Source organism: Mesorhizobium sp. M7A.F.Ca.US.008.03.1.1 (genome assembly GCF_003997495.1).
GTDB lineage: Bacteria > Pseudomonadota > Alphaproteobacteria > Rhizobiales > Rhizobiaceae > Mesorhizobium.
Window position 1 is genome coordinate 39,263 of the sequence record NZ_RZRU01000004.1, and the last position, 22,179, is coordinate 61,441.

22 protein-coding genes, 1 pseudogene and 1 riboswitch are annotated in these 22,179 nt (G+C 63.4%); of the genes and pseudogenes, 17 read left to right on the forward strand and 6 right to left on the reverse strand.

Annotation, left to right across the window (positions count from 1 at the left end; all coding sequences use genetic code 11):
* The first annotated feature begins 6 nt into the window (after positions 1–6).
* Both EOA16_RS08205 and purD read left to right on the forward strand, forming a co-directional pair.
* Entirely contained in the window at positions 7–822 is an 816-nt protein-coding gene (locus tag EOA16_RS08205) for a phytanoyl-CoA dioxygenase family protein (RefSeq protein WP_127257041.1), read from the forward strand.
* 156 nt (positions 823–978) lie between these two features.
* Entirely contained in the window at positions 979–2,256 is a 1,278-nt protein-coding gene (gene purD, locus EOA16_RS08210) for a phosphoribosylamine--glycine ligase (protein WP_127257042.1), read from the forward strand.
* A 24-nt stretch (positions 2,257–2,280) separates the two neighbouring features.
* Here the strand turns inward: purD and EOA16_RS08215 are convergent, their stop codons facing one another.
* Positions 2,281–3,390, reverse strand: coding sequence for a glycoside hydrolase family 25 protein (locus EOA16_RS08215; RefSeq protein ID WP_127257044.1), 1,110 nt, complete (start codon positions 3,388–3,390; stop codon positions 2,281–2,283).
* Positions 3,391–3,546: 156 nt separating this feature from the next.
* Complete coding sequence (locus EOA16_RS08220; RefSeq protein ID WP_127257046.1) at positions 3,547–3,765, reverse strand: hypothetical protein; 219 nt, start codon at positions 3,763–3,765, stop codon at positions 3,547–3,549.
* A 216-nt stretch (positions 3,766–3,981) separates the two neighbouring features.
* Between EOA16_RS08220 and EOA16_RS08225 the strand changes: the two genes are divergently transcribed.
* Positions 3,982–5,751, forward strand: coding sequence for an acyl-CoA dehydrogenase (locus tag EOA16_RS08225; RefSeq protein WP_127257047.1), 1,770 nt, complete (start codon positions 3,982–3,984; stop codon positions 5,749–5,751).
* Between the two features lie 19 nt (positions 5,752–5,770).
* Positions 5,771–6,523, forward strand: coding sequence for a crotonase/enoyl-CoA hydratase family protein (locus EOA16_RS08230; RefSeq protein ID WP_127257049.1), 753 nt, complete (start codon positions 5,771–5,773; stop codon positions 6,521–6,523).
* A gap of 9 nt (positions 6,524–6,532) precedes the next feature.
* Here EOA16_RS08230 and pdxH read toward each other — a convergent pair whose 3' ends face one another.
* Entirely contained in the window at positions 6,533–7,150 is a 618-nt protein-coding gene (gene pdxH, locus EOA16_RS08235; protein ID WP_127257050.1) for a pyridoxamine 5'-phosphate oxidase, read from the reverse strand.
* A gap of 95 nt (positions 7,151–7,245) precedes the next feature.
* On the opposite strand from pdxH, the gene EOA16_RS08240 reads away from it, so the two are divergent.
* The 4 genes from EOA16_RS08240 (at position 7,246) to EOA16_RS08255 (ending at position 10,295) form a co-directional block, all read left to right on the forward strand.
* Entirely contained in the window at positions 7,246–7,707 is a 462-nt protein-coding gene (locus tag EOA16_RS08240) for an RT0821/Lpp0805 family surface protein (protein ID WP_127257052.1), read from the forward strand.
* A 100-nt stretch (positions 7,708–7,807) separates the two neighbouring features.
* Positions 7,808–8,737, forward strand: coding sequence for a J domain-containing protein (locus tag EOA16_RS08245; protein ID WP_127257053.1), 930 nt, complete (start codon positions 7,808–7,810; stop codon positions 8,735–8,737).
* 105 nt (positions 8,738–8,842) lie between these two features.
* Entirely contained in the window at positions 8,843–9,661 is an 819-nt protein-coding gene (fabI, locus tag EOA16_RS08250; protein ID WP_023808634.1) for an enoyl-ACP reductase FabI, read from the forward strand.
* A gap of 46 nt (positions 9,662–9,707) precedes the next feature.
* A complete protein-coding gene (locus EOA16_RS08255; protein WP_127257055.1) occupies positions 9,708–10,295 on the forward strand; it encodes a histidine phosphatase family protein in 588 nt (195 codons plus the stop codon).
* A 52-nt stretch (positions 10,296–10,347) separates the two neighbouring features.
* Here the strand turns inward: EOA16_RS08255 and EOA16_RS08260 are convergent, their stop codons facing one another.
* On the reverse strand, positions 10,348–10,608 hold the full coding sequence (locus EOA16_RS08260) for a DUF1344 domain-containing protein (RefSeq protein ID WP_027035965.1): 261 nt from the start codon (positions 10,606–10,608) through the stop codon (positions 10,348–10,350).
* Between the two features lie 178 nt (positions 10,609–10,786).
* On the opposite strand from EOA16_RS08260, the gene aroC reads away from it, so the two are divergent.
* Both aroC and ribB read left to right on the forward strand, forming a co-directional pair.
* Positions 10,787–11,896: a chorismate synthase gene (aroC, locus tag EOA16_RS08265; protein ID WP_127257057.1), complete on the forward strand. Its 1,110-nt coding sequence runs from the start codon at positions 10,787–10,789 to the stop codon at positions 11,894–11,896.
* Positions 11,897–12,007: 111 nt separating this feature from the next.
* Entirely contained in the window at positions 12,008–13,108 is a 1,101-nt protein-coding gene (gene ribB, locus EOA16_RS08270; RefSeq protein WP_127257059.1) for a 3,4-dihydroxy-2-butanone-4-phosphate synthase, read from the forward strand.
* A gap of 41 nt (positions 13,109–13,149) precedes the next feature.
* Here the strand turns inward: ribB and EOA16_RS08275 are convergent, their stop codons facing one another.
* The gene (locus tag EOA16_RS08275; RefSeq protein ID WP_127257061.1) at positions 13,150–14,373 is read right to left on the reverse strand and encodes an MFS transporter; all 1,224 of its coding nucleotides are present in this window, start codon (positions 14,371–14,373) and stop codon (positions 13,150–13,152) included.
* A 121-nt stretch (positions 14,374–14,494) separates the two neighbouring features.
* On the opposite strand from EOA16_RS08275, the gene EOA16_RS08280 reads away from it, so the two are divergent.
* Together EOA16_RS08280 and EOA16_RS08285 are read left to right on the forward strand one after the other, a co-directional pair.
* On the forward strand, positions 14,495–15,103 hold the full coding sequence (locus EOA16_RS08280) for a TetR/AcrR family transcriptional regulator (RefSeq protein WP_127257063.1): 609 nt from the start codon (positions 14,495–14,497) through the stop codon (positions 15,101–15,103).
* 288 nt (positions 15,104–15,391) lie between these two features.
* A complete protein-coding gene (locus tag EOA16_RS08285) occupies positions 15,392–16,375 on the forward strand; it encodes a hypothetical protein (protein ID WP_245455883.1) in 984 nt (327 codons plus the stop codon).
* Positions 16,376–16,497: 122 nt separating this feature from the next.
* On the opposite strand, the pseudogene bluB reads toward EOA16_RS08285, so the two are convergent.
* A pseudogene (gene bluB, locus EOA16_RS33065) lies at positions 16,498–17,127 on the reverse strand (5,6-dimethylbenzimidazole synthase); the annotation flags it as partial.
* A 98-nt stretch (positions 17,128–17,225) separates the two neighbouring features.
* Positions 17,226–17,406: riboswitch (cobalamin riboswitch) on the reverse strand.
* Positions 17,407–17,527: 121 nt separating this feature from the next.
* On the opposite strand from bluB, the gene EOA16_RS08295 reads away from it, so the two are divergent.
* From EOA16_RS08295 to dxs, 5 genes are all read left to right on the forward strand, one after another.
* The gene (locus EOA16_RS08295; protein ID WP_127257066.1) at positions 17,528–18,454 is read left to right on the forward strand and encodes a histone deacetylase family protein; all 927 of its coding nucleotides are present in this window, start codon (positions 17,528–17,530) and stop codon (positions 18,452–18,454) included.
* A 3-nt stretch (positions 18,455–18,457) separates the two neighbouring features.
* Entirely contained in the window at positions 18,458–18,709 is a 252-nt protein-coding gene (locus tag EOA16_RS08300; protein WP_013532792.1) for an exodeoxyribonuclease VII small subunit, read from the forward strand.
* Between the two features lie 110 nt (positions 18,710–18,819).
* Complete coding sequence (locus EOA16_RS08305) at positions 18,820–19,086, forward strand: DUF2277 domain-containing protein (protein WP_027035955.1); 267 nt, start codon at positions 18,820–18,822, stop codon at positions 19,084–19,086.
* Between the two features lie 40 nt (positions 19,087–19,126).
* A complete protein-coding gene (locus EOA16_RS08310) occupies positions 19,127–20,047 on the forward strand; it encodes a pirin family protein (RefSeq protein WP_127257067.1) in 921 nt (306 codons plus the stop codon).
* Positions 20,048–20,189: 142 nt separating this feature from the next.
* Positions 20,190–22,103, forward strand: a complete 1,914-nt coding sequence (dxs, locus tag EOA16_RS08315) for a 1-deoxy-D-xylulose-5-phosphate synthase (RefSeq protein ID WP_127257069.1) — start codon at positions 20,190–20,192, stop codon at positions 22,101–22,103.
* Positions 22,104–22,179 lie beyond the last annotated feature (76 nt).

The following is a 22,179-nucleotide window of genomic DNA, read 5'->3' on the forward strand; positions in this document are numbered from 1 at the left end:
AACGCCATGGCTTCCCAGACTGCCGCCCTCGACGCCACCATGATCGGCGCATCCACGATTGCCGACTATCAGCGTGACGGCGCTGTCTGCATTCGCGGCGCCTTCAAGGGCTGGGTCGACACGATCGCCGCCGGCATCGAACGCAACATGCAGAACCGCAGCGCCACCGCATCCGACATCGCCAACGGCCGCGGCAGTTTCTTCGATGACTATTGCAACTGGGAGCGCATCCCCGAATTCGTCAGCCTGGTGCGGGACTCACCCGCCGCCGAACTGGCGGCGGCGGTGATGCAGTCGCGCACCGCGCAGTTCTTCCACGATCATGTGCTGGTCAAGGAACCCGGCACGCAGAAGCCGACGCCCTGGCATCAGGATATTCCGTACTACTTCGTCGACGGCCAGCAGACCGTGAGCTTCTGGATACCCATCGACCCGGTGAAGGAAGCGACGCTGCGCCTGATCGCCGGCTCGCACAAATGGGACAAGATGATCCTGCCGGTGCGCTGGCTCGACGACAGCAATTTCTATGCCGGCGAGGGAGACTATCTGCCGGTGCCCGATCCCGATAACGATCCGTCGCTGAAAGTGCTCGAGTGGGAAATGGAGCCGGGCGACGCCATTCTGTTCGACTTCAGGACCGCGCATGGCGCGCGTGGCAACCTGACCACGGCGCGACGCCGGGCGCTGTCGCTGCGCTGGGTCGGTGACGATGCCCGCTATGTTGAGCGGCCGGGGCGCACCTCACCGCCCTATCACGGCCACGGCATGCAGCCGGGCGAGAGGCTGCGCGAGGACTGGTTCCCGGTGGTCTACCAAGGCTGAAGCGGGCCAGAATATGGGCGCCGGTATTCGGCGCCCATGCCGGCCGGGGGTAACGTTCCCGTGCGCAATTCGGCTCAAAACGCCCTGATGTCTTGACCCATCGCCCAGAGAGCAATAGCGGGTGCTCCAAGGGATAGTCGGCATCAAGAGGTGGCCATGAACGTTCTTCTTCTCGGCTCCGGCGGCCGCGAACATGCGCTCGCCTGGAAGATCGCCGCATCGCCGCTGCTGACGAAGCTTTATGCCGCCCCCGGCAATCCAGGCATCGGCAGCGAGGCCGAACAGGTGAAGCTCGACATCGCCGACCATGCGGCCGTGGCCGCGTTCTGCAAGGACAAAAAAATCGACCTCGTCGTGGTTGGGCCGGAAGGGCCGCTCGTCGTCGGCATTGCCGACGATCTGCGCGCCGAAAATATCCGCGTCTTCGGTCCCTCCAAGGCTGCGGCACAGCTGGAAGGCTCGAAGGGGTTCACCAAGGACCTCTGCGCCCGCTACAACATCCCGACCGCCGCCTATGGTCGATTCGTCGATCTGGCCTCAGCCAGGGCCTATGTCGAGAAGACGGGGGCGCCGATCGTCATCAAGGCCGACGGGCTCGCTGCCGGCAAGGGCGTCACCGTCGCCATGACGCTCAGTGAAGCACAGGCCGCACTCGACGCCTGTTTCGATGGTTCCTTCGGCGCCGCCGGTGCGGAGGTTGTGGTCGAGGAGTTCATGACCGGCGAGGAGGCGAGTTTCTTCTGCCTCTGCGACGGCACCACAGCACTTCCCTTCGGCACCGCACAGGACCACAAGCGCGTCGGCGATGGCGACACCGGACCCAACACCGGCGGCATGGGCGCCTATTCGCCGGCCCCGGTGATGACGCCGGAACTGGTTGAGCGCACCATGCGCGAGATCATCGAGCCGACCATGCGCGGCATGGCTGAACTTGGCGCGCCATTCTCCGGCGTGCTGTTCGCCGGGCTGATGATCACGGATAAGGGCCCGAAGCTGATCGAATACAACACCCGTTTCGGCGACCCGGAATGCCAGGTGCTGATGATGCGGCTGAAGGATGATCTCCTGGTCCTGCTCAACGCTGCGACCGACGGCCAGCTTGCGCATATGTCGGTGCGCTGGCGCGACGAGGCGGCCTTGACCGTGGTGATGGCGGCGAGAGGCTATCCCGGCACGCCGGAAAAAGGATCGGTCATCCGCGGCGTCGTAGATGCGGCGAGCGACGGCGTGCAGATCTTCCACGCCGGTACCGCCATCAATGGCGGCGCGCTGGTCGCCAATGGCGGCCGTGTCCTCAATGTCACGGCGACGGGAAGCACGGTCGGCGAGGCGCAGAAACGAGCCTATGCCGCGCTCGACCGCATCGACTGGCCGGATGGGTTCTGCCGCCGCGACATCGGCTGGCAGGCCGTGGCGCGCGAGCAAGCTGGCTGAAATTCAGTATTGGGAGACGACAGTCTACCGCAAACCGCGATCGAGTTCGGTGGAAGCGGTGCTGAGCGGATCGGCCGCGGCAAAGGCTGCGTCGAGTTGTGCCGGCGAACGCTGTTCGGTCCGCTTCCAGGCGACATATTGGACAATGCCGAAATTCACCCGCCGTGGCACCGTCTTCACCACCGGCATGCGGAAACCGTCGCGAAACCGCGACCAGCGCGTGCCCAACGCTGCAACCATTTCCTCGAAAGTCGGTGGCGCGGCCACGGACGCGTAGGTGATGGTGACATTGCCGGCGAGGCCGGCCTCGCGAGAGACCGGCAGCGGTATCGAGGCGAGATAGTCGGGCGGCACATCGATGAGCCCACCGAACGGCCATTGCGCACGCAGTGTGGCGGCGTCCATCGGCGCGACATTGACGTCGATGTCGTTGGGCGTGCCGGCGACCCTGTAAGGGCAGCGGAACCGGCCGCAATTGGCTTGCGCCGAAAACTGCCACAGTGCGTAGCCTTGCCAGTTGCCCATCGGAAAATGTACGTCGATGTCGTTGGTGTAGCGCGCATACCAGAGCGGCAACCGCGACAGGAGCCGGTATCTGTAGCTGTTGTCGGCAATGTACTGGGCGGTCTTGCCGTTGGTGTAGAGCACCGGGAAACGGCCGATGCGCCGATGCACCTGGCGCACGAACTCCTCGGCATCGTCGAGCGACATCCATTGCGAAGGATCGTTGCCCTCGATGTCGAGAGCCATGAGATCGTCCGGCTCGGGCTCGGCGAAATCGAGGAAATTGTTGGCCTGTTCGACCGGATTGCCGGGGCGGGCGAGGTGATAGGCGCCCCATTTCAGGCCGAGCGCCTTGGCGACCACCCGGCGCGTCTGGAACAGTTCGCGCGTCACCGCATGGCGTTTCCACAGCGCCTTGCAAAGCTTCACTTCGGTGTCGTTGCCCAGGCAGAAATACGGCGGCGGCATGCCGTCGGACGCTTTGTTGATGAAGCCGACGACCCGCTTGTCGGTGGCGAGTTGCGCCCAGTCGATGGAATTGTATTCGTAGGCGTCGACCACAAGGGCGCGGTCAGCATTCTTCCACGGCTCGGAAAAATCCGAGGCTTTTGCCGCCGTCGACAGCGCCATTGTCGCCGCCAAGGCTAGAAGCGCTGTGCGGCGAAGGAGGCGCGCCGGCATTTTCAAACAGGGAATCCCCGTTGATCAAAGGTAGATGCTGAACCGCTATGGTTAAGGATTTACTTTCGGGGGCCGGCGTCAGGAAAGCTGGCGTCGCACCAGCGGCTAGAATCCAAACGGGTCCGGCGCTGGCTCCTGCCGCAGCGTGCCTTCGGCGGCGCGTTTGCGGTGGTGGGCGAGAGAGCATTGCGGCGAGCACAATATCCCGCGATCAGACCAGTAGGCGGCGCCGTGTTCGAGTTTGCCCTCATGGTAGCAGAACCCCTCCGCTCGATAGGGCAGGCCACATTCGATGCAGCGATAGGCGTCGGGTCTGGCGAGCATGGGGATGGTTCCGGTGTGCTGGTTCTGATCTGCCGCCGGTTTGATTTGGTTCGGCGCCGTTTGAATTTAATAGGCGCCGCCGCGATTGCAAAATCCACGTGACAAAATTTGACGTTTACGTAAAAAGAAGATGGGAAATCCCCCAAAGGGCGGATGGTTTTGCAGCGGCACTAACTCTAGGGTAGCAGGGCCGATGCCTCAGGAGGAGTGAGCGGCATGTATCGGGCACCGGTCGAGGATATCGCCTTCACGCTCAAGCACGTGGCCGGCATGAAATCGGCGCTCGATGCCGGCAGGTTCGGCGATCTCGGCGAGGATCTGGTCGATGCCGTTCTGGGTGAGGCCGGCCGCTTCGCCACCGAAGAGGTCGCACCGCTCTACACGAGCGGCGATCGGCGAGGTGCCGTGCTGAAGGACGCTGCCGTCACCACACCGCCCGGCTGGAAGGAACTCTATCGCCGCTGGATCGATGGCGGCTGGAACGCGCTCTCCGGGCCTGAAGCCTATGGCGGCCAGGCGCTGCCGACCATGCTCGGCGTCGCTGCGCTCGAAATGTGGAACTCCGCCGCCATGGCCTTCGGCATCGGCCCGACGCTGACCATGGGCGCGGTCGAAGCGCTCGACAAACATGCCTCCGACGACCTCAAGGCGAAATATCTCGAAAAGCTCGTCTCCGGCGAATGGATGGGCACGATGAACCTGACCGAGCCGCAAGCCGGCTCGGACCTCGCCGCCTTGCGCGCCCGCGCCGAGCCGGCGGGTGACGGCAGCTACCGCATCTTCGGCCAGAAAATCTTCATCACCTATGGCGAGCACGATTTTACCGACAACATCATCCATCTGGTGCTGGCAAGGCTGCCCGATGCGCCGGCCGGCACGCGCGGCATTTCGCTGTTCCTGGTGCCGAAATTCCTTGTTGGCGACGATGGCGCGCTCGGCGTGCGCAACGACGTCTTCTGTTCCGGCCTCGAGCACAAGCTCGGCATCCATGCCTCGCCGACCTGCACCATGATCTATGGCGATGGTTTCCAGGGCGCCAAGCCAGGCGCCGTCGGCTGGCTGATCGGCGAGGAGAACGAGGGTCTCGCCTGCATGTTCACCATGATGAACAATGCGCGGCTTTGTGTCGGTATGCAGGGGGTAGCGGTCGCGGAAGCCGCCACGCAGAAGGCGATCGCCTATGCCAATGAGCGCCGGCAGGGCAAGGCCGCGAGCTACACTGGCACGGGTATGGCGCCTATCGTCCATCACCCCGATGTCCAGCGTAACCTGTTGACCATGAAGGCGCTGACCCAAACCGCACGCGCCATCAGCTATTCCTGTGCCCACGCCATCGACATGGCCCGTGTCTCCGCGGGTGACGAGGCGGCACACTGGCGCGACCGCGCCAATCTGCTGACGCCGCTGGCAAAGGCGTTCTCGACCGATATCGGCGTCGAGGTTGCCTCACTCGGCCTCCAGGTTCATGGCGGCGTGGGCTTCATCGAGGAGACGGGAGCGGCCGCCTTCTATCGTGATGCGCGCATCGCCCCGATTTACGAGGGCACCAACGGTATTCAGGCGATCGATCTGGTGATGCGCAAGCTTCCGCTCGGCGGCGGCGACCATGTGCATGGTTACATCGCCGAACTGGCTGCTATGGCCGGAGCGGTGCGGACGTCGAACGTGCAGGGTTTCGGCCGCACCGCCGACGCTCTCGATGCGGCACTTGGCGATCTCGGCGAAGCGACCCGCTTCCTGCAGAAACTGGCGGCCGAAGGCCGGTCGGACGAGGCGCTGGCGGGTGCGACGCCCTATCTCAGGCTGATCTCGCTTGCCGCCGGCGGCGCCTATCTGGCGCGCGGCGCTCTTGCCGATCAAGGCCGTGTTCCCCTTTGCCGCTTCTTCGCTGAAAACCTGCTCGGCGAGGTCAGCGCTTTGAGGGCGCGCGTCATCGATGGCGCCGAAAGCCTCGCCGCTGCCGGCAAGACGCTTGTCTCTGCCTGACGTTCACAAGGAAAACACCGTGACAGACCATATCCTCGTCGAGCGCCAGGGCGCCATCCAGATCATCCGCATGAACCGGCCGGACAAGAAGAACGCGCTGACGCGCGCCATGTATGCGAAAATGTCAAAAACCCTGGCCGAAGGCGACGCAGATCCCGCGATCCGCGTCCATGTCTTCCTCGGCGTGCCCGGTGCCTTCTCCTCAGGCAACGACCTTGCCGATTTCATGGTCGTCGCCACCGGCGGCGACGGCGGCACGGAAGTCTGGGATTTCCTGATGGCGCTGGCCAAGGTCGAAAAACCCATGGTCTCCGGCGTCGACGGCATCGCGGTCGGCATCGGCACGACGCTCAACCTGCATTGCGACCTGACCTTCGCCACGCCGCGCACCGTGTTCAGAACGCCTTTCGTCGACCTTGGCCTGGTGCCCGAGGCGGGATCGAGCCTTCTGGCACCGCGCATCCTCGGGCGGCAGGGTGCCTTCGCGCTGCTCGGCCTCGGCGAAGGCTTTTCGGCTGAACGGGCGAAGGCCGCCGGCCTGATCTACGAGGTGGTCGAGGAAGCGGCGCTGGAGGCCTCGGTGCTGGCGACAGCCGGCCAGATCGCAGCCAAGCCGCCGCAGGCGCTGAAGATCGCGCGCGACCTGATGCGTGGTTCGCGCGACGATCTCGTCGCCCGCATCGGCGAGGAAAGCGAGCATTTTCGCGAGCGCCTGAAATCGGATGAGGCCCGCGCCGCGCTCACTGCGTTCATGACGAGAAAGAAGGCCTGACCCTCTTCTTCAGGGATAAAGCCTCGTCTTGTCCCAGGCGCCTTTCGCGTCGCGGCTGAAGACGAGCCGGTCGTGCAGGCGGAACGGCCTGTCGTGCCAGAACTCGATGGCGCTGGGCACGATTCGGAAGCCGGACCAGTGCTTTGGCCGCGGGATCTCGCCGATCGGATAGCGTGCCGTGTATTCGGCCACTGCCTTCTCCAGCGCAAAGCGGCTTTCCAGCGGCCGCGATTGTTTCGAGGCCCAGGCGCCGATGCGGCTGCCGCGTGGCCGTGTCGCATAGTAGGCGTCGGCTTCGGCGTCGCTGACGATCTCCACCGGTCCGCGAATGCGCACCTGGCGGCGCAGCGATTTCCAATGGAAACACATCGCCGCCTTCATGCTGCCAAGAATCTCCTGACCCTTGGCGCTCTCGAAATTCGTGTAGAAGACAAACCCGCTTTCATCGAACCCCTTGAGCAACACCATACGCACATCCGGCATGCCGTCGGCATCGACGGTCGCCAGAGCCACGCCGTTGGGGTCGTTCGGCTCGCTTTTCGTTGCGTCGTCCAGCCATGCGGCAAAGAGGCGAAACGGCTCGGCAGCCTCGGTAAAGTCACCGCTTGTTAACTCAGTGTCACTCATAGTTTTTCTCAAATTGTCACGAAGCGAAGATTCTTACAAAGCCAAGATTCTTAACGAAGCCAAGATTCTTAACGAAGCAAGGGGGAGGCTGCCGATTGTCGCGTATCGCGCAAGCTTTTGACAGCAGGCAATGGAGCGTTATCGCTTCGGCCAGCGCGAAAGCCGCGATCGTGGCGGTCGCCTTGCCGCTTGCCGCTTGTGGCGCCGGCGGCTTCAGCCTGGAAAAAGCCGAAGTCGACCGCTCGATTCTGACCAGCAGCACGTCGGCCTCGGCCGCGCCGGCCAATCTGGATCGCGACTCCGACCAGACGACGATCGGCAATGCAGTCTCCTCGGCCGACGTCGAGCAGCTCGGCGGGCAGGCCGTCCCATGGGCCAATTCCGGTACCGGCTCACGCGGTTCCATCACCGATCTAGCGGAATTGAAGGACAACGGCCAGACCTGCCGCCGCTTCAAGGCCTCGCGCGAAAGCTTTGACGGCGTTGCCATGTTCGAAGGCGAACTGTGCCTGGCCAGCGCTGGCGGCTGGCGCATGCAGGACTTCAAGGCACTCTGATTTTCCGCGTCCGATATGCTGCTCCAGCACTGGAATTTCTTCCTATGCGAGCGCATATAGGAGGCAATCATAGACTCAACTCTTCTCCAGGGCGGTAAGCATGCGCGACCCCTATGAGGTGCTGGGCGTTGCCAGGAACGCATCGGCCAAAGACATAAAGTCGGCGTATCGGAAACTCGCCAAGAAGCATCATCCGGACCAGAATCCGAATGATCCCAAGGCGAAGGACCGTTTTGCCGCAGCCAACCAGGCCTACGAGATCGTCGGCGACGAAAAGAATCGCGCTGCTTTCGATCGCGGCGAGATCGACGCCGACGGCAAGCCGCGATTCCAGGGCTTTGAGGGCGCTGCCGGTGGCGGCGATCCCTTCGGCGGATTCCGCCGGCAGCAAGGTCCTGGCGGCTCGCGGTTCGAATTCCGCTCCGGCCGACCGGGTGGCGATCCGTTCGACGGCAACAGCGACATCTTCAGCCAGATTTTTGGCGACACCTTTTCGGGCGCGCGCGGTCCCGGAACGGGCGATCGCCGCCAGCAGGCGACAGCAGCCGATCTGAACGTGACGCTCGACATCACCATCGAGGAAGCGGCGACCGCCGAAAAGGTGACGGCGATGTTCCCCGATGGGCGCAAGGTGGCGGTCAAGCTGCCGGCCTATGTCGAGGATGGCCAGACCATCCGCCTCAAGGGCCAAGGCGAGCAGGGGCCGGGCCAGCCAGGCGACGCGCTGGTCAAGATCCATCTGCGCCGGCATCCACGCTACCGCATCGAGGGCCGCGACCTGCACGCCGATCTGCCGGTGGCACTGGCGGATGCGGTGCTCGGCGCCAAAGTGCCGGTCGAGACGCCGACCGGCAGGCTCGCGGTCAACATTCCGGCATGGTCGAGCTCCGACAAGGTCCTGCGGCTCAAGGGCAGGGGCCTGCCGGAAAAGGCCGGCGGCCACGGCGATCTCTACGCTCATGTGCGCATCATGCTGCCGGAAGGCGGTGATAGCGCTCTCGAAGCGCTGTTGCGCAGCCAAAAAGGCTGATCGGCGGCTTTTGTCCCTGAACTGTCCGGTTTGAGCGCTTGAAGGGGCTCTGTGCCTGTGCGATAGGGCAACCCACAAAGCTGAAATCTTGCGGAGAGCGCTGACATGGCGGGTGGACAGGGCCTAATGGCCGGCAAGCGCGGCCTCATTCTTGGCGTCGCCAACAACAGGTCGATTGCTTATGGCATCGCCAAGTCGTGCGTCGACCATGGCGCCGAGATCGCGCTGACCTATCAGGGCGAGGCGTTCAAGAAGCGCGTCGAGCCGCTGGCGGCGGAACTGGGCGCCTTTGTCGCCGGCCATTGCGACGTCACCGATCCGGCGAGCCTGGACGAGGTTTTCGCCAATGTCGCCAAACATTGGGGCAAGCTTGATTTCCTCGTCCACGCCATCGCCTTCTCCGACAAGGACGAGCTGACCGGCCGCTATGTCGAGACGACGCGCGACAATTTCCTGCGCACCATGGACATTTCGGTCTATTCCTTCACCACCATTGCCAAGCGCGCCGAGGCGCTGATGACCAATGGCGGCTCGTTGCTGACGCTGACCTACTACGGCGCCGAAAAGGTCATGCCGCACTACAATGTCATGGGTGTCGCCAAGGCGGCGCTCGAGGCCAGCGTGCGCTACCTGGCGGTCGACCTCGGCGCCAAGAAGATCCGCGTCAACGCCATTTCGGCCGGCCCGATCAAGACGCTTGCCGCTTCCGGCATCGGCGATTTCCGCTACATCCTGAAGTGGAACGAGTACAATTCGCCGCTTAAGCAGACGGTGACGCAGGAGGAAGTCGGCGATTCCGGCGTCTATTTCCTGTCCGACCTGTCGCGCGGCGTCACCGGTGAAGTGCACCACGTCGATTCGGGCTACCACGTCGTCGGCATGAAGGCGGTCGACGCGCCTGATATTTCGACCGTCAAGGACTAACACCCCGCCAACCGTCGTCCGTCCCGATCCCGCACCGGAAGACCTGATGTACCCGCTGGTTTATATCGCGCGCCACGGCCAGACCGCGTGGAACGCCGAATTCCGGCTTCAGGGGCAGGCCGACACCGATCTCAACGCTCTTGGCCGCGAGCAGGCGACCGGAAACGGCCACCGGCTCGCCGAACTGGTCCAAAACTCCGGGGATTTCGATTTCGTCGCCAGTCCGATGAAACGGACGCGAGAAACGATGCAGCGTATTCGCGCCGCGATGAAGCTCGATCCGGGTGCCTATCGAACCGATCCGCGCCTCGTCGAAGTCAATTTCGGGGATTGGCAGGGATTTACCTTTCCCGAGCTCGAGACACGGTATCCCGGAGCAAGCAGGACGCGCGCTCTGGACAAGTGGAACTTTCAGCCGCCCGGCGAAGGCGCCGAGAGCTATCAGATGCTGCTCGAACGGGTGAGGCCATGCTTCGACGCGATCGAACGCCAGACGATATGCGTGACCCATGGCGGCGTCATGCGCACCTTGTTTCGCTTCGTTCTGGGGCTGGCCGAGGACCAGGCAGCGAACCTGGAAATACCGCAGGATCGCCTGCTCAAGCTCGAAGGCAAGAGTCTGGAGTGGCTTTAGGCCATTTGGCAGGCGGCTCGGCGAAAGCTGAATTCAATTGAGATTGGAAGCTCTAGTTGGCAGAGCTGTCCGGCAGTTCCATGTCGGTGACGATGTTTTCGCCATTGGTCACATCGTAGGCGATGACGATGTCCATGCCCGGCTTCAGCGCGTCGAGATCGGTCTCGGCGTTCAGCTTGTAGGACTTGCCATCATCCAGCGTCAGCGTCGCCGTGTCCTTGTCGATCTTCTTGATCAGGCCTTCGGTCTGGCCGGCGAAAGCGGCGGTGGAAAGCAGCAGCGTGGCGGCAATGGCGCCAATCAGGGTACGCATAATCGTTCCTCTTTATCATTGCGCCGGCATGGCGGCGGGCGTTCAACGGCGGATGGAGCAGAGCAGAAACCAACCGAATGTGTCAAAACTAAATCCGCCAGATCACAGTTTGACCCCTGTGAAAAACGCCAATAGAAGGCAACCTTAAGCCGGCTCCGATGCCGGGCAGGGTCATTTCATGTCTCACAACACGTTCGGCCACCTTTTCCGCGTCACCACCTGGGGCGAAAGCCATGGCCCGTCGCTCGGCTGCGTGGTCGATGGCTGTCCGCCCGGCATCCGCTTCACTCAGCGAGACATCCAGGCCGAACTCGACAAGCGTCGGCCGGGGCAATCACGTTTCGTGACGCAGCGTCGCGAACCAGATGAAGTGAAAGTGCTGTCTGGCTTCATCCTCGACGAGGACGGCGAGACGATGATCACCACCGGCACGCCGGTGTCGATGCTGATCGAGAATGTCGACCAGCGTTCAAAGGATTATGGCGAGATCGCCCGCCAATACCGACCCGGCCATGCCGACTACACCTATGACGTCAAATACGGCGTGCGCGATTATCGTGGGGGCGGCCGCTCCTCGGCCCGCGAGACCGCGGCGCGGGTCGCAGCCGGTGCTTTGGCGCGCAAGGTGGTGCCCGGCGTGGTGGTGCGCGGCGCGCTGGTGTCGATGGGCGAAAAATCCATCGACCGCGCCAACTGGAACTGGAATTTCATCGGCGATGCCGAAAATCCGTTCTTCACCCCCGATCCGGCTTCCGTTCCTGTCTTCACGCAGTATCTCGACGGCATCCGCAAGGCGGGCTCCTCGGTCGGTGCGGTGATCGAGATCGTCGCCGACGGCGTTCCGGCAGGCCTCGGCGCGCCGATCTATGCCAAGCTCGACCAGGACATCGCGTCCGGCCTGATGTCGATCAACGCCGTCAAGGGTGTCGAGATCGGCAACGGCTTCGAGGCCGCCCGCATCACCGGCGAGCAGAATGCCGACGAGATGCGCATCGGCAATGACGGCAAGCCGGTGTTCCTGTCCAACAATGCCGGCGGCATCCTGGGCGGCATCTCGACCGGCCAGGCGATCGTGGCACGTTTCGCCGTCAAGCCGACCTCGTCGATCCTGACGCCGCGAAAGTCGATCGACAAGGACGGCAAGGACGTCGAGATCATGACCAAGGGCCGCCATGATCCATGCGTCGGCATCCGCGCCGTGCCGATCGGCGAGGCAATGGTTGCCTGTGCGATCGCCGACCACTATCTGCGGCATCGGGGACAAACAGGAAGGGGAATAGGGCAGTAAGTCAGTAGGGCAATATGTTACGCAGCCCGCCGAACACAGCCAGATTTTCCTTTTCCCTACTGCCTTCCTGCCCTATTCCCCCTACTGCCCTGCGAGCGAAGCGAGCTTTCCATGCCTTACGACCAGAAGAAAATCGTCGAAGCCCTGCGTGCTTTCGAACGCGGCGAGATCGTCGTCGTCATGGATGATGACGGGCGCGAGAACGAGGGCGACCTGATCGTCGCCGCCGTCCACTGCACGCCCGAAAAGATGGCGTTCATCGTGCGCCACACCTCCGGCATCGTCTGCACGCCGATGCCGCGCGAAGAAGCCAAGCGGCTGAACCTTGCGCCCATGGTCGCCGACAACGATTCCGCCCACACCACCGCTTTCACCGTCAGCGTCGATTTCAAGCATGGCACCACGACGGGCATCTCGGCCGAAGATCGCACCTTGACCGTTCGCAATCTTGCCAACGGCAATGTCGGTGGCTCGGATTTCGTCCGGCCCGGCCACATCTTCCCACTGATCGCGCGCGAAGGCGGCGTGCTGATGCGCTCCGGCCATACCGAAGCAGCGGTCGATCTGTGCAAGCTCGCCGGCCTGCCGCCGGTCGGCGTCATTTCCGAGCTGGTCAATGATGACGGCACCGTCAAGCGCGGCCCGCAGGTGCAGGCTTTCGCCGAGGAGCATGGGCTGAAGCAGGTTTCGGTCGCCGACCTCATTGCCTACCGGCAGCGCAAGGAAACTCTGGTCGAACGCGTCGCGTGCTCGGAAATCGACACGCTCGGCGGCAAGGCACAGGTCTTCACCTACACGCTGCCGTGGGACTCCATGCATCACGTCGCCATCGTCTTCGGCGACATCCGCGACGGCGAGGACGTGCCGGTGCGTCTGCATTCCGAGGATGTGGTGACCGATGTCTTCGGCACCAGCCACCGGCTCGATGCCATCATGAAGGCAATGGGCGAGCGCAGGCGTGGCGTCATCGTCTATCTCAGAGAAGGTTCCGTCGGCGTTGCGCATCAGGAACGCAAGCGGCCGGCCAGCGGCGACCGTGAGGATCACGAAGAGGCGCGCCGCCGCGAAAACGAGTGGCGCGAGATTGGGCTCGGCGCCCAGATCCTCAAGGATCTCGGCATCTCGTCGATCAACCTGATCGCCTCGCGCGAACGCCACTATGTCGGCCTCGAAGGTTTTGGCATCCATATCGCCAAGACCGAGATCCTTTGAGCAGGCCGATGGCGCCCGGCTCGAAACCGGGCGCTACCTGATTATTCCGCGGCAATCGCAGCTGCTTGGCATCCGTCCATCTCGCACTCAGTCGTGGCAAGGTTGCGCTGGCCGAGCAGCACCGTGGCCAGCGCGATCGTGCCTGACGCCACCGAGACCCAGAACCCGCTCTGGGGCCCGAACGCGTCGACCACCGCGCCGGCCGCGAACGAGCCCAGCGCCATGCCGATGCCGATGCCGGTCATGACCCAGGTAATGCCTTCGGTCAGCATCGCCTCCGGTACATGCCGCTCGATCAGGCCGAAGGCGGTGATGAAGGTCGGCGAGATCGCCACACCGCTGATGAACACGGTCAGCGCCAGCAGCGGCACGGTGTCGGCGGTGAGCGGCAACAGTGTGCCGAGCGCGACGAGAGCGACGGCGATGGCGAGCTGGCGTTGCAGCGGCGCCTTCAGGCTGAGCGCGCCGACGATGATGCCGAGCACGAACGATCCCAGAGCATAAACGCCGATGACAAGGCTGGCGGCGCCGGGCTGGCCAAGCTCCTTCGTGATCGCCACGGTGGTGACTTCCGTCGTCGCGAAGGTTGCGCCGATGAAGATCAGGGCGAGGGTGATGATCTGAACCGGCCGCAGGCGGATCGCCGAGCCGCTTGAGGCATGGTCCACCGGCCGCACTTGCGGCTCGGTCGAGCGTTGCAGAATGAAGGCCGCTGATCCGAATGCGAGAAATAATGTGCTCACCAGAACACCGGCTTCCGGGAACAGGGCGGCACTGAGGCCGACCGACAGCGATGCCCCGGCGATGTAGACCAGTTCATCGGCCGCGGACTCGAAGGCGAATGCGGTGTTCATCTGCGGTCGTCCTCGGAAAATCTCTGTCCAGCGCGCCCGCACCATCGCAGGTATGCTTGGCATGGCGGCGGCCAGCAGTGCCGACACGAACAGCGTCCACACCGGCCAATCCTGGTTGGCCGCCGCTATGAGGACCGCGAAAGCCAGCACCGCGATTATGGTGGTGGGCACCACGATTCGTGTCTGGCCCAGGCGGTCCACCAGTCTCGATATCTGCGGCGCGACGAAGGCATTGGCCAGCGCGTATGTCGCCGAGACGGCTCCGGCCAGCCAGTATTCGCCACGCGTCTGCGACAGCATCGCCACGATGCCGATTGGCGCCATGGCGATCGGCAGGCGCGCCATGAAGCCGGCGGCCGCAAAGCCCTTGGCGCCGGGGGCACGAAAGATTTCCGCGTAGGGATTTTGCATCGGTTGGTTCCTCGACAAAGGACGATTGGACAATTACATACGGAGCGTATGATCATTAGGTATAGCATACGTCGCGTATGTCAATTGGCATACGTTACGTATGTGAATAGGGCCAGAAGCCATGCACAGACCCCGCAAGGAGATGATCGCCGAGACGCGCGCAAAGCTGATCGCGGCGGCCCGTCATGCCTTCGGCACAACAGGCTATGCGGAAGCCTCGATGGATGATTTCACCGCTTCGGCCGGGCTGACGCGCGGCGCGCTTTATCATCATTTCGGCGACAAGAAGGGGCTGCTGCAGGCGGTCATAGCCCAGATTGACGGCGAGATGGCGGCGCGCATCAATGAGGTCGCGTCGAGAGCGCCGACCCGCTGGCAACATTTCGTCGACGAGTGCTCGACCTATATCGAGATGGCGCTGGAGCCGGAGATCCAGCGCATCATGTTCCGGGATGGCCCGGCCGTGCTGGGGGATCCAGCGCAATGGCCGAATTGCAGTGCGTGCATCGCTTCAATGACCGACCATCTGACCGCGCTGCAGGAGGAGGGGGTCGTTGTCTCCAGCCTCGACCCCGAGACGGCCTCGCGACTGATCAACGGAGCGAGCAGCCAGGCAGCGCAACGGATCGCCAATTCGAACGACCCCGAAGCGACGTCGAAGAAGGTGGTGACGGCGTTCAAGCAACTGCTCGAAGGCCTGCTCAAGAAGCCGGATCCGCAGTCGAATTGAAGTTCTCACCGGAGCTTTCGTGCCGGTAGCCGTTCCCGATAGGAATTTTTTCTTGACACCATGCCCTCAGCTAAGGTACATATTCATCCATGGTGCTGATTTGCGCCAGTGATCCGCCGCACAGGCGGTTTTTTCGTTTGATGCTCGTCAGCCACCGCGCCGGCGAAAGGCTCCGAAAGAAACCGTTACCCCGAATTCGTCGCCCTTTGGCATCAGAGGCCGGCAATTGACAATCGCCGGGTTGAGTTCATCCTCTTCCACCATCTCTGAGGCGGAGATTCGGGGCACATGTGGGATTTTGAGATCGGCCGGTCGGTGTCCATCATGATGCGGACCTGGCCTTTCATCGTCTTTCGCATGATCGTCTATTTCGGCATCACGCTGGCCTACATCATGGCGACCGGCACCGGTGCTTCGGTTGGCTATGGCGTCGGCCATATCTCCACCGATCCCGACGGGCCCATGTCCTTTGCCCTGTGGGGCGGGGTGGTCGGTTTCGGTATCGTCTCGATCGCCGTCTACTGGATCCGCGAATACATCCTCTATGTCGTCAAGGCCGGCCACATCGCCGTCATGGTTCATCTGATCGACGGCCGCGACATTCCCGGCGGTCAGGACCAGATCGCCTATGCCAGGGACATCGTGACCCAGCGTTTTGCCGAGGCCAACATCCTTTTCGTCGTCGACCAACTCGTCAAGGGTGCCATCCGCGCCATCACCGGCCTGCTCGGCGGTATCGCCGCCTTCCTGCCGATACCGGGCCTGAGCGGCCTGGTCTCCTTCATCAATACGGTGATCCGCCTGTCGCTGACCTATGTCGATGAGATCATCCTCGGCTACAACATCCGCATCAATTCAGCCTCGCCGTTCGAGACGGCGCGCCAAGGCGTCGTGCTCTATGCCCAGAACGGCAAGGTCATGGTCAAGAACGCCGTCTGGCTGGCGGTCATCATGTGGGGCGTGTCGTTCATCATCTTTCTGATGATGCTGGCGCCTGCCGGTGTGATTCTGTTCCTGATGCCTGGCCAACTCGCCGGCTGGGCTTTTGTGCTCGCCATCGTCTTCGCCTGGGCATTCAAGGCGGCGTTCATTGAACCCTTCGCCATCGCCTGCCTGATGCAGGTCTATTTCAAGACCATCGCGGGCCAGATGCCGGATCCGGCCTGGGACGCCCGGCTGGCCGAGGCGTCGTCGAAGTTCAGGGAGCTCAAGGACAAGGCGCTGGCCTCCTTCGGCGGTTCGCGCTGGGGCACGGCCGGCGCGACACCCTGATCGGATGGGCGGATGGTGTTTGGTGAGGCAGAAACGGTGTTGAGGCGCGCCACGGTGGATTTGAGCTGTGTCTCGCCTTGCCCGGAAAAAGTCTCGCTCATGATCAGCTCCGGCAGCGGCAGCCGCCGTCCCCAGCCGTGCGTTTCAAGGTCCGGTTTGGGAGCGAACTCGGAAACACGGCCGACGCAGAGATAGGCGACCGGCGTTACGTGATCCGGAATGGCCAACAGCCGCCTTAGCGCCTCAGCCTCGATGATGCTCACCCAGCCGACGCCAACGCCCTCGGCACGCGCGGCCAGCCAGAAATTCTGCACCGCGCAGACGGTGCTGTAGAGATCCATCTCCGGATTGTGCCAGCGTCCCAGCGGCGAACCCTTCGAGCGCTGCCGGTCGCAGGTGATGCAGATGTTGAGCGCGCTCTCGCAGATGCCTTCCAGCTTGAGCGTGCGGTACAGCGCCTGTTTTTCCGCCTCGATCGCCGGCAGTTCTTGCTCGCGCGCGGCCAGGAACAGGTCGCGCACCCTTTCGCGTCGCTCGACGTCACGAATGACAATGAAATTCCATGGCTGCATGAAGCCGACCGATGGCGCGTGATGGGCGGCAAGCAGCAGCCGCCCCAGCACGTCGTCATCGACCGCGGTGGGCAGGAAATGGCTGCGCACGTCGCGCCGCGTGAACATGGCGCGATAGACCGCATCGCGCGCATTCTGGTCAAATCCATCGTCAATGGCAGCGGTCATATGTTCCGGCATCGCTTGTCCCCTTGCGATTGCAGATGCAAAACTGTCAGAGCGTACTTTGTGCGTCCAAACGGACGCACGTCGCTCCGATGTCACCCGCCTGACCAAGCGGATGACGATGCCTGCCAGGCCGGTCTTCTGGCTTGGGATCAACCCGCGTCCGGTGCCTTCCCGTCATCGACAGTGGCATTTACCGGCGCGGTCCCCCTCACAGCGTTGGGCACGCCACGGAATTCAACCGTGTTCCCGATTCTCCCGCTTGCGGCGGGCACCAGGCATTACCAAGAACCTTACGCCGAAGCGCTGGCGAGGCCAATGCCTGCGGCGACGCGAATGGACGCAGTCGCGATTTTCCCCAGTCATCGGCCGCCCGTGCATGGCCTTTGTCGATCCGGGTCACTAGATTAGGTCGATGACCACCCGTCTCTACACCCATCCGATCTTCCTCGAGCATCTCACGCCGCCCGGACATCCAGAGCGGCCCGACCGCCTGCGTGCGATCGAGCGCGTGCTCGATGAGGAAGCCTTTGCCGGGCTCGATCGTATCCAGGCGCCGGAAGGCGACGAGGCCACCATCCTCTACGCGCATCCCGCCGATTTCGTCGCCCGCGTGCGCGCCGCCATCCCCGACGAGGGGATTGCCCGCATCGATGCCGACACCACTGCCAGTCCGAAGAGCTGGCAAGCGGCGATCACCGCGATCGGCGCCGCCAACGCCGCCGTCGACGACGTCTTTGCAGGCCGCGCCGACAACGTCTTCGTCGCCGCCCGGCCGCCCGGCCATCATGCCGAAAAGACTACGGCCATGGGCTTTTGCCTGTTCAACACGGCGGCGATCGCTGCGCGCTATGCGCAGAAGAAACACGGTGTCGAGCGCGTTGCCATCGTCGACTGGGACGTGCATCACGGCAATGGCACGCAGGATATTTTCTGGGACGATCCGTCGGTGCTCTATTGCTCGACACACCAGATGCCGCTTTATCCCGGCACCGGAGCGAAGAACGAAACGGGCGCCGGCAACATCGTCAACGCGCCTTTGGCGCCGCAGACCGGCAGCGAGGTGTTTCGCGATGCCTTCCTGTCGCGCATCCTGCCCGCGCTCGACAATTTCGCGCCCGACCTGATCATCATTTCGGCGGGGTTCGACGCGCACCACCGCGATCCGCTGGCCGAGATCAATCTGACCGAGGATGATTTCGACTGGGCGACCGGCCAGCTGATGCAGCGCGCCGCACGCCACAGTGGCAACCGGCTCGTCAGCCTGCTCGAGGGCGGCTACGATCTGCAGGGATTGGCATTTTCGGTCGCCGCCCATGTCGGGCGACTGATGAAAGGATGAATGATGGCTGGTGAGACCAACGAAGACGTCAAGGCGATGAGCTTCGAGCAGGCACTCGATGCGCTGGAGAAGATCGTCGATGATCTGGAGCGTGGCGACGTGCCGCTCGACCAGTCGATCAGGATCTATGAACGTGGCGAGGCGCTGAAGGCGCATTGCGACCGGCTGCTGAAGGCCGCCGAGGACAAGGTCGAGAAGATCAGGCTTTCGCGCGACGGCAAGCCGGTTGGAACGGAGCCACTCGACGCGGATTGAGGCCGGTCCGAACGATGGCCTCGCCTCACCGGTTTTTGGACATGATCATGATCGAGGATACAACTCGTTCCGATTGAAACAGCTCAAGGACAAGAGGAGATACGGAAGCGATGTGCAGAAACATCAAGACCCTGTTCAATTTTGATCCACCGGCAACCAATGACGAGGTGCGCGACGCGGCTCTTCAGTTCGTCCGCAAGCTGAGCGGAACGACGCGGCCCTCGAAGCAGAACCAGCACGCCTTCGACCATGCCGTCGAAGCCATCGCGGCCTCGGCGCGCGAACTGCTCGATTCCCTGGAAACCCATCAGCATCCGCGTAATCGCGAAGAGGTGGCGGCCAAGCTGCGGGCAAAGGCAGCCATCCGGTTCGCCTAATGCTGTCAAAGCAGCCATTGGCCGCTGACAAGGAGAGTCCATGAGCTTCTTCCCCGGGAAAGACCCTGAGGCAGGCGACGCCTTTGCCAGCGACCAGATCGAGCTGATGGTTATCCCGAACGCCAAGGACATCGGTGGTTTTCAGGTGCGCCGCGCCCTGCCGACAGCCAAAAGGCGGCTGGTCGGGCCTTTCATCTTCTTCGACCGCATGGGTCCCGCGATCCTGCGGGCCGGCCAAGCGCTCGACGTCCGTCCGCATCCGCATATCGGACTGTCGACAGTCACCTATCTGTTCGACGGCAAGATCCGGCACCGCGACTCACTCGGCACCGAAATGGTCATTCAGCCCGGCGACGTGAATTTGATGACCGCCGGCCGCGGCATCGTTCATTCGGAGCGTACGCCGGAGGAACTGCGTGGCGCGCCGATGTCGGTATCCGGCCTGCAGACATGGCTGGCGCTGCCGGACGACAAGGAAGAGGTGGCTCCTGTGTTCGAGAACACAGGAGCGCTCAGGCTTCCCGAGATCGATGCCGAAGGCGTCAACGGGCGCCTCATCATCGGCGATTTCCAGGGGTTGCGGTCCCCGGTCAGGGCCGACTCGGAGACGCTCTACGCCGACCTGCGCGTGGCGCCCGGCGCCAGCGTGAAAATCCCTGCCGATGCGGAAGAGCGCGCCATTTACACGCTGGAGGGCGAGGTCTCGATTTCGGGCGATGTGTTCCCAGCCGAACGGCTGTTGGTGTTCCGCCCCGGTGACGAGATCGTCGTGTCGTCGCAGACCGGGGCGCATTTCATGCTGTTCGGCGGCGCCTCTCTTGGTTCGAAGCGTTATATCTGGTGGAATTTCGTCTCGTCATCCAAGGAGCGTATCGAACAGGCGAAGGAAGAATGGAAGACGGGCCGCTTCGACATCGTTCCCGGAGACGAGGAAGAGTTTATTCCGCTGCCGGAAAGCTGATGCCTGTCGCCCAAGGTGGGCCGGTTCTGGGGAAACGACATGCGTAGAAACAAAAGATCACGGCCTGATCCGCGTCACTGACACGCATTTACTTTCGCCAGCCGGCGGCCTATTTCGCCCATCAACCGAAAGCCCGAGCACCGTGAACGCAACGCCGCATACCCCGCTTCTCGACAAGGTCCGCATCCCGGCCGACCTGCGCACGCTTGCCGAAAGCGAGCTGCCGCAATTGGCGTCCGAGCTTCGCGCCGAGCTGGTCGACGCCGTGTCGCGCACGGGTGGTCATCTTGGCGCCGGGCTTGGCGTGGTCGAGCTGACAGTGGCGCTGCACTATGTCTTCAACACTCCCGACGACCGGCTGATCTGGGATGTCGGCCACCAGGCCTATCCACACAAGATCCTGACCGGCCGCCGCGACCGCATCCGCACGCTGCGCCAGGAAGGCGGCCTGTCCGGCTTCACCCGCCGCGCCGAGAGCGAGTACGATCCCTTCGGCGCCGCCCACTCCTCGACATCGATATCGGCTGGCCTCGGCATGGCCGCCGCCCGCGATCTCTCCGGCGGCCGCAACAATGTGATCGCCGTCATCGGCGACGGCGCCATGTCTGCCGGCATGGCCTACGAGGCGATGAACAATGCCGGCGCGCTCGATGCACGGCTGATCGTCATTCTCAACGACAACGACATGTCGATCGCGCCGCCGACCGGCGCCATGAGCGCCTACCTGGCGCGGCTGGCCTCCGGCAAGGCCTATATCGGCCTGCGCGATTTCGGCAAGAAACTTACCTCCTATCTCGGCAAGCGCGCGGATCGTGCGATCACCCGGGCGGTCGAGCATGCGCGCGGCTACGTCACCGGCGGCACGCTGTTCGAGGAGCTCGGCTTCTATCACATCGGCCCGATCGACGGCCACAATCTGGAGCATCTGATCCCGGTCCTGAAAAATGTCCGTGACAATGGCGAAGGCCCGGTGCTCATCCATGTCGTCACCCAGAAGGGCAAGGGCTATGCGCCGGCGGAAGCCGCGGCCGACAAATATCATGGCGTCAACAAGTTCGACGTCATCACCGGCGCGCAGGCCAAGGCGCCGGCCAACGCACCGGCCTACACCAAGGTGTTCGCCGAAAGCCTGGTCCAGGAGGGCCGCGAGGACGACCGCATCGTCGCCGTCACGGCCGCCATGCCGAGCGGCACCGGTCTCGACCTGTTCGGCGAAGCGTTCCCGTCGCGCACCTTCGATGTCGGCATCGCCGAACAGCACGCGGTGACCTTCGCCGCCGGCCTTGCCACCGAAGGCTACAAGCCGTTCGCTGCCATCTATTCCACCTTTCTGCAGCGCGCCTACGACCAGGTCGTCCATGACGTTGCCATCCAGAAATTGCCGGTGCGCTTTCCCATCGACCGCGCCGGCTTCGTCGGCGCCGATGGCGCCACCCATTGCGGCGCCTTCGACACCACCTTCCTGGCGACACTGCCCGGTTTCGTGGTGATGGCGGCCGCGGACGAGGCGGAGCTGCGCCACATGGTGCGCACCGCGGCAAGCTATGATGACGGCCCGATCGCCTTCCGCTATCCGCGCGGCAATGGCGTTGGCGTCGACATGCCGGAGCGTGGCTCTGTGCTCGAAATCGGCAAGGGCCGCATCATAAGGGAGGGCACCAAGGTAGCATTGCTGTCCTTCGGCACACGGCTGCAGGATTGCCTGATCGCCGCCGAGGAGCTGGGGGCTGCCGGGCTGTCCACCACGGTCGCCGACGCCCGTTTCGCCAAGCCGCTCGACGAGGATCTGATCCGGCGGCTGGCCCGCTCGCATGAGGTTCTGGTGACGGTGGAGGAGGGCGCCGTCGGCGGCTTCGCCAGCCACGTGCTGCAGTTCCTCGCCCATGAAGGCCTGCTGGAAAGCGGCCTGAAGGTGCGCCCGCTGGTACTGCCCGACACGTTCACCGACCACGCCAAGCCGGAAAAGATGTATGCCGATGCCGGGCTCGATGCTGCCGGCATCGTGCGCACCGTGTTCGTCGCGCTCGGGCATACGGTTCGCGCCCAGCGCGCCTGAATCAAAGTCTCAATGACTTGAATCGGTTTGCCGGCCAACGATCTTAACGCGTTGTTTACGCTGCCGTTTGGCGCTT